Raw genomic sequence first — 12,985 nt, forward strand, 5'->3', positions numbered from 1 at the left:
CGCCCGGTGAAAACAGGTATGACGAGCATTCGCAAAAAATCCTGGCTACTGAACATCACCCGCTGGTTCGATTCCTACGCAGGAAACGACGCCCCCATGACCAGTACGCAATTTAACTGGGTTCGGGTGATTCCGTTTCTGATCCTTCACCTGGCATGCTTTGCCGCATTCTGGACTGGCGTAAGCACTGTCGCCCTTGTGACCTGTCTTGGCCTGTTCTGGCTCAGAATGTTCGCTATTACGGCATTTTACCACCGCTATTTTGCCCATCGCAGCTATAAAACCAATCGCTTCTGGCAGTTTATATTTGCTTTGCTCGGCAATATGTCAGCGCAGCGCGGACCACTCTGGTGGGCAGCACATCATCGTGCACACCATCAGCACTCAGATACCGAAGAAGACCTGCACTCGCCCGTTCAACGTGGATTCTGGTGGAGTCATATGGGTTGGTTTACCTGCGACGCCAGCTTCAAAACTCAGCTCCACCGAATAAAAGATTTTGCGCGTTTTCCGGAGCTCAAATTTCTGGACCGTTTTGACAGCTTTGCACCACTACTGCTGATTGTGATCCTGTACATCGCTGGGGAACTAATGGCGGCTTTTGCGCCGGGTATGAATACCAACGGTGCACAGATGGTGGTCTGGGGTTTTGTCATCTCAACCGTCATTCTTTTTCACTCGACAGTGACCATTAACTCACTGGGCCATATTTGGGGCTCTCGTCGCTTTAAAACCAAAGACGGCAGCCGCAATAACGGCGTCCTCGCACTTCTGACGCTTGGCGAAGGCTGGCATAACAACCACCACCGCTGGGCTGTATCGGCCCGCCAGGGATTCTACTGGTGGGAGATCGACATCACCTACATGATACTCAAGGCAATGAGTTGGGTCGGCATAGTGCACAGTCTGAACCCTGTACCCGCACATGTTCTGAAGGAGGGGCGTAATGGACAACGCGCACAATCAAGCCACAACGAGTGAGACTGCGGAAGCACTTACCACAGACTCCCGGCTCGCTGCTTTCTACAAGCTCTATAACACACTAAGCCCAGAAACGGCTGGGACCCAGAAGCTAAGGCGTTGCCTCGCAGAGGTCTACCACCCTGATATCGTCTTCAGTGATCCTATGCACCGCATATTGGGTATTGATGCACTGGAGAAATATTTTGAAGGCCTGTACGAAAATATCACGTACATCGATTTTCAGTTTCACAAAGCCTGGGTTGAATCTGACTCAGGCTCTGTCCATTGGACAATGCGCTATCGCCACCCACGGTTGAAGGCTGGAAAGCACGACATCGTCGTTGATGGCGTCACCATACTGCGATGGGAGGGCAGCCTTGTTGTCCAGCATCAGGATATCTTCGACGCGGGCAGTCTCCTCTACGAACACCTGCCAGTCATAGGCTGGCTCATTCACAAATTGAAGGAGCGTATGGCATGACACAGGCCCCTCCACTCAGTCAACAGGTGATATGGCTGACAGGCGCATCCTCGGGTATCGGAGAAGCGTTAGCAGATGAGCTCGCACCGCGATGCCAGGCACTTATTATCAGTGCACGCTCGGAAGACAAACTGCGGCCACTGGCTGACAGACACTCCAATGTCACCGTCATAACCGCTGACATTACTGACGAAGAGAGTCTCAGGGGAGCGGTCTCTGCCATCGAAAAAAAATATGGGAAGCTCGACACCCTGATTGCCAATGCAGGGACCTGTGAGTACGTCGATGTTACTGATTTTGATACTGCTCTGTTTCGCCGGGTTTTTGAAACCAACATGATGGGGCTGGTGAATACCACCGCCGCTGCCCTGCCTTTGCTACAAAAAAGCCAACGAGGCTATCTGGTCGGCGTTGGTAGCAGTGTCTCTATGCTTGCCATGCCACGCGCACAAGCTTATGGCGCGAGCAAAGCCGCAGTGGCACATTTTTTGGAAAGTATGAAAGCCGACCTCCAGGCCATGGATATCGATGTATCTCTGGTCAGTCCGGGCTTCGTCAAAACACCACTGACAGACGTAAACGACTTTCCTATGCCAATGCGTATCAGCGCTGAGCAAGCGGCGGAAGAGATCGTGAAAGGTGTAGAGAAGCGCCAATGGCATATCCACTTCCCCAAAGGCTTCACCCGTATTCTCTGGTTTATCGGACAATTGCCCGCTTTTCTTCGCCATAGGATCACAGCTCAGATGTCCCGTACTGATGAAATGCTGCAGCAACAGGAAAAACGACAGATGAAACAACAGGAATCTGATTCATGAATAAACGCGTCGCAATCATTGGTTCAGGTATCGCAGGATTAACCTGCGCCTGGTTATTAAGAGAGAAGTACGATGTCTCTCTTTATGAAGCAAATGACTATGCCGGTGGTCATACCCAAACTACAGACGTTGAAGTTAACGGCACCACCTGGCCAGTGAATACCGGGTTTATCGTGTACAACGACTGGACGTACCCGAACTTTATCCGCCTTATGGATTTGCTCGGTGTTAAAAGTGAAGAATCGGACATGAGCTTCAGCGTGAAGTGCGAGCAGTCCGGGCTGGAGTACAATGGCCATACCCTTAATACATTGTTCGCTCAACGCAGAAATATCCTGAAGCCCTCTTTCTGGGGCATGATCCGAGACATCCTGAAATTCAATAAAGAAACTCGGGAAGAACTCGCCAACGACAGCGTCGACCAGACTGAAACGCTCGGCGGTTACCTGCGGCGGAAAGGCTACGGCGAAGCTTTCAGAACAAAATACATCATTCCTATGGGGGCCGCAGTCTGGTCAGCCAGTGAAGAAATGATGATGCAATTCCCGGTCTATTTTTTCCTTCGCTTTTTCAATAACCATGGCATGTTGAGTGTTGATGAACGCCCGCAGTGGCGGGTAATTTCGAACGGCTCGCGCAGTTATGTGACACGCATACTCGAAGATCTGCCCGAAGATCAGGTTCATCTGAACACTCCAATTGACGGCGTCAGCCGCTCTAAAGACGGAGTCATAGTCAGCAGCCACAGGGGGCATGAGCACTTTGATGAGGTGATTTTTGCCTGCCACAGTGATCAGGCACTGGGAATGCTGAAAGACGCGACCAGCGATGAGAAGGATATTCTCGGTGCTATTCCCTACAAGATGAACGATGTCGTTCTGCACACAGATAAAACCATTCTGCCCCAGCGTCGATTGGCATGGGCCTCCTGGAATTATCATATTGGAGAGGAAAGTCAGGATTCGGTCGCCGTCACCTACTACATGAATCGCTTACAGAATTTCGATGACGCACCGGTCGATTTTTGTGTCACGCTGAATAAAACAGAAGCGATTGATCCCGATAAAATTATTCGACAGTTCCGCTACGCACATCCGGTGTTTACTCTCGAGGGTATGGCCGCACAACACAGACATAGTGAAATCAGCGGCAAAAATCACTCTCATTTTTGTGGCGCTTACTGGTTTAACGGTTTCCACGAGGACGGTGTGAAAAGTGCTCTGCGTGTGACGGAAGCGTTGGGAGTTCCTCTGCCATGAGCATGACCCAGAGTGCAATATTTACCGGCACAGTTCGTCACAGGCGTTTTCATCCAGTTAAACACGCCCTGAATTACCGCGCTTTTATGGTGTGGCTGAATCTGGATGAGGCGGACGATGTGCTCCACCGCTCTGCACTCTGGGGGCAATCCCGCTTTTCTCTTGCGCGCTTTCGTCGCGAGGACTACTTTTCACTGCCTGACCTACCACATCAATCAACAGCGGATAACCTTAAGCTGCACGTCTGTGAAGCCTTCCGGCGCGAAACAGGTATGGAGCCGGAGCAGATCTGTATGATGACCAATCTGCGCTATTTCGGTTATCTGATTAACCCAGTGACCTTCTATTACGCCTACGATGCTGATGGCAAACATCTGGGTATTCTTTCTGAGATTACCAATACTCCATGGGATGAGCGGTTTCACTACACACTGCTCAGCCAGCGAGCGGCCAGCCATGCAACTGCCGCGCAAGTCGACCCAACAGAAAAACCTCGCGGAATAAAGCCTGAGCACACTCTGCAACACGCAGATGGCCACCAGCGCCATCGTTATCGGTTCAATAAAGTTTTTCATGTATCGCCATTTAATCCGCTGGATATGACGTATATCTGGAGCATGCCAGAAGTGACGGACGACTGCCTGATTCATATGCAGACGATGAATCAGGGCAGGCTCGACTTCGATGCCACGATGACTATGAACAGACAGCCCATGACATCGAAAACGATGCGCAGAATTTTACTTCACTACCCCTTTATGACCATGAAGGTGGTTTGGGGAATCTACAGCAATGCGTTGCGTCTCTGGCTGAAGAAGAGCCCTTTTTACGATCACCCTGACAATGATCCCGAGCAGGACCATAAAAAATCTATCGCCCCACGACAGGAGCACTTATGAAAACACTCACAGTGACCGCCGAAAATATGCCCTGGATTGATCGTTTCTGCCGTAATGGGCTGATCGATACGCTTAAGAAACTTCACACTGGATCTCTGGAAATTGTCGAGGGTGATAACACATTGCAGTTCGGTAAAGCCGGATCAGACATGCACTCACGCATCGAGATTCTGGACAGCGAGGCCTACCGCAGCATTGCACTGAACGGCAGCGTCGGCGCTGGTGAATCCTACATGACCGGTGACTGGACCTGCTCAGATCTCCCGATGCTGATCCGGATTCTGTCCCGTAATAAAGACGTCGTTGATCAGATAGACAGTGGCTTGGCGAATCTGGGTAAGTTTGCCCTTAAATGGCTGCACTCACTCAACCGCAACACTGAAAAAGGTTCACGACGCAATATCGCTGCACACTATGATCTCGGCAACGATATGTTTGAACTCTTCCTTGATCCGACCATGATGTATTCCAGTGGTATATTCCCGAGTGCAGATGCCACTATGGAAGAAGCGTCAGTGTATAAACTGGACCGTATCTGCAAAAAGCTCGACCTGCAGCCAACAGATCACCTGGTGGAAATTGGTACCGGCTGGGGAAGCATGGCCATCCACGCGGCGAAACATTACGGCTGTAAGGTAACCACAACGACTATTTCAGAACAGCAGTACGCCTGGGCCGAAGAAAAGGTCAAAGCGGAAGGGCTGGAAGACAAAATTACCCTCCTCAAAAAAGACTATCGTGCACTCGAAGGTGAGTACGACAAGCTTGTCTCTATCGAGATGATTGAAGCCGTGGGCTGGGAATATCTGGATACCTACACCGCGACAATCAGCAGACTGCTTAAGCCTGAGGGTATCGCCCTGATTCAGGCGATCACAATTGAAGATCAACGTTATGAGCAAGCGAAAAAAGACGTCGATTTTATTAAGCGTTACATCTTCCCTGGGAGTTTTATTCCTTGTGTGACCGCTATTCAGAACTCATTCACACAATGTACCGACATGAAGATGGCACACATGGAGGATATTACGCCCCACTATGCCCGCACGCTTGATGCCTGGAGAAAGCGCTTCCTCGCCAACAAGAAAGCCATCATGGCTAAGGGTTACGGCGAAGACTTTATTCGCCTCTGGGATTTCTACTTTGCGTATTGTGAGGGAGGGTTCGCTGAGCGGGTTATTGGCGACGTTCACCTGATGTTCGCTAAACCCCTGAATCGCAGTGAACCGGTGCTTGGTAATCTCTGATGTCTGCATCAAAGCTGAAAATCATTAATGCCGTCGGGTTCCAGCTTTGCTGGTTTGCGTGTGTACTGGGAGGTAGCTTGTGGGCCCTCCCTGCCGTACTGGCATTTATGGTATGGCACAGACAAGTCGCGACCAAAGCAGAATGGCTGTTTATTTCGATACTCAGTCTCTGCGGTATAGCCCTGGACACACTCTGGTACCAGCTCGGAATTTTCAGCTTTGATAACTACTCCATGCCGGTTATTCCAGCCTGGCTCGCGCTGTTATGGCTCGCCTTTGCTTCGACGCTATTCCATTCGCTATACGTAATCTTCTCCAGAATCTGGCTCATTGTGCCTCTGGCTGCGATATCCGCCCCGATCAGCTACTACGCAGGTCAGGAGTTCGGAGCCATCGTCCTTGGCAGCAACGCCCTTTGGGTCATTTCAGCGTCCTGGGGCAGCCTGATGCTGATTGCCTCACTTGCACATTCGCATCAGTTTCCTTCAGAAATATCATCCACGACTCAGAGGAAAAGCCGTGATTAAGTATCTTACGACGGCCTTATTAGTTTCTTTATCCAGCCTGCTGACCGCGGAAGAATCGGTTCTATCTTACCGAGGTGATGCATTCAGTCTGGAGGGCGGCGAACTTCTTTATACGGAATATCACGAGTTAACCACTAAAGACGGCCGGCCTGTTGCCCGTGAGACCCGCTATCAGACACCAAACACTGAAGAGTTCGCACAAAAACAGAATCAATACGGTGAAAATCCGGCCACACCCAACTTTAACCTCAACGACACACGCTATGACTACTCTGAAGAGGTAACCTACAGCAATGGTAAGTGGCGTGTCAGTTACAGTGAACCTGATGAGTCAGATAAAGGGACACTCGGGTCACCAGATTACACTCCGGTCATTGATGCAGGCTTCGATGAGTTTGTACGCTCGGAGTGGCCAAAGTTGCTGAAGGACAAAACCGTCCGGTTTTCGTTCGCGGTACCTTCAAGGCTGGAGTGGGTTAATTTCCGTCTGATTCCTCTGCAGCGTGAAGAGGGAAAGCTCACAGTCGAAATGCGGTTGAGCTCCAGGCTCCTGTCCTGGCTTCTTGAGCCAGTTGAGCTGACTTATGATGAAAAAACTCAGCGACTCCTGACCTACCGTGGCCTTACGAATATCAGAGATAAGGACGGCGAGGGCATCAAAGCTGAAATCCGATACACTTACCCGGATTAAACGACGACTAAAAGGAAAGGAAGATGCGTCCGTTTGCAGTTCCACTGATCATTGCCATCAGCGCTCAGGCCGTACAGCTTCACGCAGAGGTCACGCTGGATAAAGTGACCACCACCGGAGAGGAAGTCGAATCTCCGCGACCTACCACAGAAAAATTATTAAAAATCCCGGGCGCCGGTAATGATCCGCTCAGAGCTTTGGAGGCACTTCCGGGTGTCGTCTTTGGCAATGGACGCGAAGCCGCACCCGCCGTGCGCGGATCATCGCCCGACGATAACGCCTACTACCTCGATTTTCTGCCAGTCGGTTATCTCTTTCATAACGACGGCTCAAGCATCGTCAATGACGCTCTGGTCGAAGGTTTTGAGCTCTACCCTGCGGCCTTTGGCCCGGAATTTAATAATGCCACCGGCGCAGTGATCACCGCAGATTCCCGCTCGCCCTATTTTGACGACCAGCAGACCATCGTCGACTTAAGCTTGTTACGCGCTGGGGTTCTGTTTGATGTTCCCGTCAATGAATCCAATGCCGCATTTCTGAGCGCTCGCATGAGCCTGTTTCAGTACTATCTCGAAAACCTGGTCGATGACGAGGATTTCGAATTCACTACGGTGCCTGAATTTTACGACTATCAGGGCGCATGGGAATACCGACCGGATTCCGTGTCTGCGCTTCGTTTCCAGGCCATTGGTGCCCGGGATAAAGCCGGCTTCGATTTCCCCGAAGACTCTGATTTTGTTCAGCAGGACCCCGCACTTAGCGGTGGGCTGGAGGCCGAACAATACTTTAATAGTCAGGGCGTTGTTTACGAGCGCTTTTTTTCTTCGGGTCTGAGCATGAAAACCGGTATATCTCAACTTGAGGAGAGCTTCGAGTTCAGTATCGGGCAAGGCAATTTTATTGATGCCAAAAGCAATCGTTACGGTCTGCGCTCGCAGTTTATTTATCCGGTTTCCCTTTCTCATGAACTTCAGTTCGGTGCTGAATATTCGGAACAGAACATCAACTACAAAGGTCGCTTTTCCGCACCACCCTGTGATGAGTTCTCCAGCGATTGCCGTCTTGTTACGGCGACGGAGGAATTAACGGGCTCCGGAAATTTTGTAATACGCGAATTCAACGCCAATCTGGCTGACCAGTGGAACATTCTTCCCTGGTGGCAGCTGACCCCCGGCGTGCTCGCCTCCTATAATGAATTTACCGAAAACACGTACGCAGAGCCGCGACTGGAAAGCCGCATTCAGGTTGCACTGCCACTGACATGGACGCTTGGCTTTGGCGAGTACCATGCTTTGTCGGGCAACCCCGGGCAGTACACGCCGGAATTCGGAAACCCAGACATCAACGAAACCCGTTCGACACACTACGAAACAGGCCTCGAGTATCAGATCAGAGACGGCCTCAACCTGACGTCCGAACTCTACTACAAAGACATTACAGACATTGTCGTGTCACGCGCCCCGCAAAATAACTACCCCGGCCTGACGACTGAGGAATATAACGCTCTGCCGCGCTATACCAATGACGGCAGCGGTCAATCATGGGGCGTAGAAACCCTGGTGAATGCGGATTACAGCGACCGTTGGTATGGCTGGGTATCGATGACACTCTCTCGCACCGAGCGGAGTAACGACATCACCGATGAGAACTTTCGCTACTCCTACGATAAACCCATCGTCATAAATGCAGTCGGCAATTATCGCTGGAATGACCGCTGGACCTTCGGCCTGAAATGGCGCTACGAGAGCGGACAACTCGTGACTCCACTTGAGGGCGTTGAAGAGGACGATGACACCCCGGACCTGTTCAATCCTATCTACGGCGACCCGTTTTCGGAGCGACTTCCAGCCTACCACCGCCTCGACTTCAGAGCAGACCGTGCCTACCAGTTCAGCCGCTGGAGTATGGACCTCTACTTTGAGGTGATTAACCTCTATGCCCGGGAAAACGTCGTAGGCTACCGTTACCTGAATGCCGACTACAGCGAGCGTGAGGAGGTCAACGACCTGCCTCCGATTGCTTCCTTTGGTGTTCGTATGGTCTTCTGAGCATGCAAATTGGATACAAAATGCAGTCAATTGTCTCATATATCTTTTCAATTGCTGTTTTTATGGCCATACTGTCCAAAGTTAAAACTCAAGGAACACTCAGCCCATGCAGATAGGTAAACGCGAAGAATTCGACCTTAACGAAATGGCTATCTTCGTTCATGTTGTGGAGGCGGGCAGTTTTACTGGCGCTGCGCGCCATCTGAGCCTCCCCAAATCGACTGTCAGCCGCAAGATTACTCAACTCGAAGAACGTCTCGGTGTACGCCTGATTCAGCGCACAACGCGAAGTCTGCGGCTTACTGACACAGGTAATGCTTATTACAACCAGTGCGCACGCATCCTGGGCGAAATTGAAGAAGCCAACATCGCGGTCACGCGTATGCAGAGCACGCCAACGGGCACTCTTCGTATTACGGCGCCTGTTCTGTTCGGCTCAACTGTACTTTCCGGACTAATAGCAGATTACTGTGACCAGCATCCTCAGGTGACTGTGGATATGGTGCTCAGCGACCAGAAGCTGGATCTGGTTCAGGACGGTATTGATGTTGCCTTCCGGGTCGGTACCCTCGAAGACTCTTCGCTGATTGGCAGACACCTTGGTGATGTGCGTTCAATTCTTTGTGTCAGCAGTGATTATGTGAAGAAGCACGGCGAACCTAAACATCCGGACACGCTGGGTGAGCACGAGCTGATGACGCTTTCACAATGGCCGAGCTGGCAGCTCTGTGGACCGTCTGGCCAGACGCACAGTCACAACGTGCATGCTCGTATTCAGGTGAATGACTTTGCCAGCCTGTACACCCTGGCACTGTCGGGTGCAGGCATTGCTCCGCTGCCGACTTTAATTGCGGCGCCAGCAATTCGCGCAGGCTCGCTCGTTCAGGTATTGCCTGAATGGCCTTTCGAAGCCAGCCCGATTCATGCACTCTATCCAAGCAACCGCCACCTTTCTGCGAAGGTGCGCAGTTTCGTAGAATTCGTTATTGAATCCGTCCGCCCTACCCCACCGTGGGAAGTCGGACACGACATTGCACGCTCCGAATAGTAATTACGAGGTTCAGGGATGAAAACTGTTTTGCTGAGTAAGACCGCAACCATCATCACAGCCGCCCTGCTGGCGGCGTGCTCACCAGAGGCTACCGAGACGGAAGAGGCCGACAAGGCGAAAGTACTGACCAAACAGACCACGACTTCTGCCGATACCGATGCAAAACCTAAGGTTGCGCCGACGCGCTCCGCCGCAGATCTCGCTCGGGATCAGTACAGACACCCTGCTGAAACCCTAATGTTCTTTGAGGTTGAGCCTTCTCACACCGTTGTTGAGTTATGGCCGGGTGGCGGCTGGTATACGGCCATACTGGCACCGTATCTTAAACAGAACGGTCAGTTGATTGCAGCGCATTTCCCGGCTGACAGTGAAATCAGTTTTTTCCAGAAAAGCCGTGCCGCATTTAATAAGCGCTTCCTGCTGCAACCTGAGCTTTATGGCAATATTTATGTCACTGAACTGGCGCCGCCGCAGAAGCTTACAATTGCCCAAGCCGGAGAAGCAGATCGTGTGCTGACGTTCCGTAACGTGCATAACTGGATGCGTAACCGCCAGGAACAGGCGGTTTTCGATGAAGCCTACCGGGTGTTGAAACAAGGTGGAATTTTAGGGGTTGTCGAGCACCGCGCTCCAGACTCATTTTCCCGCGAAGAGATGGTAGAAACCGGATATGTCACTGAATCCTATGTGACTCAACTCGCGATTAACGCAGGTTTTGTTCCAGATGGTCATTCTGAAATCAACGCCAATCCGAAGGACACCCGGAATCATGCTCATGGCGTATGGTCTTTGCCGCCGACATTACGGGGTGGCGACATTAACCGGGCTGAATTTCTCGCCATTGGCGAAAGCGATCGTATGACGCTTAAGTTCAGAAAACCCTGAACCGAAAAGCAGGCTCATAGCTCGACGCCATCCATGCCGATCATGGTCACCCAATGTTTGTTGTCGTGGTCGGTGTCCACGCGCAAGCGCAACATACCTGCGTATGGAATGCCAAGCCGGTTCATCGCTTCCGGTGCCAGAGACAAGAGGTGCTGAGCCAGTACCCGCATCACACCACCGTGCGTCACGATCAATATTTGCTGGCCAGCATGTTGTTCAAGAACATGTTGCCATCCTTCCAGTACCCGCGATTGCAACTTGCCTACAGGCTCCCCTCCCGGGGCGCAGAAGTTCATCGGGTCTTCCCAGAGCTGGCGGACATGGGTCTGCTCAGCTGACATGATCTCTTTAATGGGAACATTCTCCCACGCTCCATAATCAATCTCAGCCCAGCGCTCATCGATGTGCAAAGTTAAACCGGATTGCCCGGCGACCCGCTCTGCGCTTTCACTGCAGCGACTCAACGGAGAGGACACCACGCGCTGCCAGTCACCGGGATTTCGCTCCAGCCTTTCCTGAAACTGACGACGGCCGTTGTCTGTCAGGCGGTGATCAGTGCGGCCACGAAATACCTCGCCACCCTCGGGCTCACCGTGACGAATAACGTCAAGGAACGTGACTATACTGCTCATTCTTTATCGGGCTCCGGCGAAGACGCTGTCAGTGTCTAAACTTATGACCACATGGTAACAAATTTACCCGAATCATCTTCAGGAGTATGAACATGAGCGCGCAATCATTTGCAGAAATGCGTATGGAGCCACGCTGGCAACTGAAAAGCACCGTCAGCGTGTTCCGCAAAGGAGGCAGCGACTGCCTCGGGTTACTGGTCAACTGGTCAAAGAGTGGCTTAATGATATCCAGCTACCAGGCGTTAAAAGAAGGCGAGACGCTTGATGTCGACCTGGTCGACATCCTGCAGGACAACGAACGTCGTACCGCGCCCTGCCGCATTGAGATCGCCTGGAGTAGAGAACTGAACCCCAGTCTTTACGGCAGCGGCTGTCGTCTGGTCGAAGGGTCCGCAATGTTCGACGCAATGATGCAGGACTATTGCGACGACTGAGCAGCATCGTACACTGTCCTGACATTCTCACTCGACAGGACAGCCATGCTGCAGTTTGGCATAGATCTCGGTGGTACCAAGACAGAAATCATCGCTTTAGATCCGAGCGGTAAAGAACTCCTGCGCCGCCGTAAACCTACCCCCCGCGATTGCTACGATGCAATCCTTAACAACATCCTGAGCCTGGTGAATGATGCTGCATCTGAACTTGCTCAACCCTACACTCTTGGGCTGGGTATCCCCGGCGCGCTTTCGTATCAGACTGGACTGGTAAAGAATGCCAATACCACCTGCTTGATTGGCAAAGATCTCAAAGGCGATTTAGAACGCGCCCTTGAGCAGCCTGTCGTTATCGCCAACGATGCCGATTGCCTGGCCCTGTCGGAAGCTACCGATGGCGCAGGTGCCGGCTTCCCTACTGTATTTGCTGTGATTGTGGGTACTGGATGCGGCGGAGGCTGGGTTGTCAGAGGCAGCCTGGTATCCGGGCCAAATGCGATTTCTGGAGAATGGGGGCACAACCCTCTCCCGTGGCGCGAAGATTCAGATGCGGTGCTGAACTGCTACTGCGGTTTATCCGGCTGTCAGGAGACAATCCTCTCGGGCACCGGCATTCGCTTACAGGCCAGAGAAGAAACCGGTAAAGACCAACCTGCAGAAGTCTGGGTGGCAGCCGCAGAAGCTGGTGACGAAGAAGCTAAGGGCGTGTTGTTCAGACATCATCGACGGCTGGCGAAAGCACTCGCCGCCGTAATTAACCTGATGGACCCTCACGTTATCGTGCTTGGTGGTGGCGTCTCGAACATTGCCAGTGTTTACGACGTGGTACCGCAGCTCTGGCAAGAGTGGGTATTCTCAGATTCGGTGGTCACGCCATTGAAAAAATCGGTCCATGGCGACTCCAGCGGAGTGCGCGGTGCCGCCTGGCTGGGTGCTCAGGCGGTACACTCAAGCACAGTCTAATCGGCTAACCGACTACGCACAGGCCGTTGAAACACGTTTTCGAGGCAGTCAGTGCAAGGCAAAAACAGGCGAGAAGCGGAGTTTATA

At 52.0% G+C, this 12,985-nt stretch carries 14 protein-coding genes; 13 read left to right on the plus strand and 1 reads right to left on the minus strand.

Annotated elements, in window-relative coordinates:
• Positions 1-18: 18 nt before the first annotated feature.
• The 11 genes from AC5E51_RS06810 to AC5E51_RS06860 all read left to right on the plus strand — a co-directional run bounded on the left by AC5E51_RS06810 (position 19) and on the right by AC5E51_RS06860 (position 10,869).
• Positions 19-981 (plus strand): acyl-CoA desaturase, encoded by a 963-nt coding sequence (locus AC5E51_RS06810; protein WP_488073328.1) that lies wholly within the window; start codon positions 19-21, stop codon positions 979-981.
• The gene (locus tag AC5E51_RS06815; RefSeq protein ID WP_301388506.1) at positions 947-1,444 is read left to right on the plus strand and encodes a nuclear transport factor 2 family protein; all 498 of its coding nucleotides are present in this window, start codon (positions 947-949) and stop codon (positions 1,442-1,444) included. Before AC5E51_RS06810 ends, AC5E51_RS06815 begins: the two co-directional genes overlap by 35 nt.
• Positions 1,441-2,262, plus strand: a complete 822-nt coding sequence (locus AC5E51_RS06820) for an SDR family NAD(P)-dependent oxidoreductase (protein WP_301388507.1) — start codon at positions 1,441-1,443, stop codon at positions 2,260-2,262. Before AC5E51_RS06815 ends, AC5E51_RS06820 begins: the two co-directional genes overlap by 4 nt.
• A complete protein-coding gene (locus AC5E51_RS06825) occupies positions 2,259-3,521 on the plus strand; it encodes an NAD(P)/FAD-dependent oxidoreductase (RefSeq protein WP_491778351.1) in 1,263 nt (420 codons plus the stop codon). Before AC5E51_RS06820 ends, AC5E51_RS06825 begins: the two co-directional genes overlap by 4 nt.
• Complete coding sequence (locus AC5E51_RS06830; protein WP_491778352.1) at positions 3,518-4,420, plus strand: DUF1365 domain-containing protein; 903 nt, start codon at positions 3,518-3,520, stop codon at positions 4,418-4,420. Before AC5E51_RS06825 ends, AC5E51_RS06830 begins: the two co-directional genes overlap by 4 nt.
• Entirely contained in the window at positions 4,417-5,667 is a 1,251-nt protein-coding gene (locus AC5E51_RS06835; RefSeq protein WP_488073327.1) for a class I SAM-dependent methyltransferase, read from the plus strand. Before AC5E51_RS06830 ends, AC5E51_RS06835 begins: the two co-directional genes overlap by 4 nt.
• Positions 5,667-6,194, plus strand: coding sequence for a DUF2878 domain-containing protein (locus AC5E51_RS06840; protein WP_297531288.1), 528 nt, complete (start codon positions 5,667-5,669; stop codon positions 6,192-6,194). The genes AC5E51_RS06835 and AC5E51_RS06840 overlap by 1 nt, the downstream gene beginning before the upstream one ends.
• Positions 6,187-6,885 carry a hypothetical protein gene (locus AC5E51_RS06845; protein WP_301388509.1) on the plus strand — a complete coding sequence of 233 codons (699 nt, stop codon included), beginning with the start codon at positions 6,187-6,189 and terminating at the stop codon, positions 6,883-6,885. Before AC5E51_RS06840 ends, AC5E51_RS06845 begins: the two co-directional genes overlap by 8 nt.
• A gap of 23 nt (positions 6,886-6,908) precedes the next feature.
• On the plus strand, positions 6,909-8,933 hold the full coding sequence (locus AC5E51_RS06850; RefSeq protein ID WP_491778353.1) for a TonB-dependent receptor plug domain-containing protein: 2,025 nt from the start codon (positions 6,909-6,911) through the stop codon (positions 8,931-8,933).
• 106 nt (positions 8,934-9,039) lie between these two features.
• The gene (locus AC5E51_RS06855) at positions 9,040-9,981 is read left to right on the plus strand and encodes a LysR family transcriptional regulator (protein WP_491222921.1); all 942 of its coding nucleotides are present in this window, start codon (positions 9,040-9,042) and stop codon (positions 9,979-9,981) included.
• Between the two features lie 18 nt (positions 9,982-9,999).
• Positions 10,000-10,869: a class I SAM-dependent methyltransferase gene (locus AC5E51_RS06860; protein WP_301377690.1), complete on the plus strand. Its 870-nt coding sequence runs from the start codon at positions 10,000-10,002 to the stop codon at positions 10,867-10,869.
• A 14-nt stretch (positions 10,870-10,883) separates the two neighbouring features.
• Here AC5E51_RS06860 and AC5E51_RS06865 read toward each other — a convergent pair whose 3' ends face one another.
• Positions 10,884-11,501 (minus strand): histidine phosphatase family protein, encoded by a 618-nt coding sequence (locus AC5E51_RS06865; RefSeq protein WP_491778354.1) that lies wholly within the window; start codon positions 11,499-11,501, stop codon positions 10,884-10,886.
• 92 nt (positions 11,502-11,593) lie between these two features.
• Between AC5E51_RS06865 and AC5E51_RS06870 the strand changes: the two genes are divergently transcribed.
• Together AC5E51_RS06870 and AC5E51_RS06875 are read left to right on the plus strand one after the other, a co-directional pair.
• On the plus strand, positions 11,594-11,935 hold the full coding sequence (locus AC5E51_RS06870) for a PilZ domain-containing protein (protein ID WP_301377686.1): 342 nt from the start codon (positions 11,594-11,596) through the stop codon (positions 11,933-11,935).
• 45 nt (positions 11,936-11,980) lie between these two features.
• Positions 11,981-12,898: an ROK family protein gene (locus AC5E51_RS06875; protein WP_491778355.1), complete on the plus strand. Its 918-nt coding sequence runs from the start codon at positions 11,981-11,983 to the stop codon at positions 12,896-12,898.
• The last annotated feature ends 87 nt before the right edge of the window (positions 12,899-12,985 follow it).

It is taken from the genome of Thalassolituus sp. (assembly GCF_984348125.1).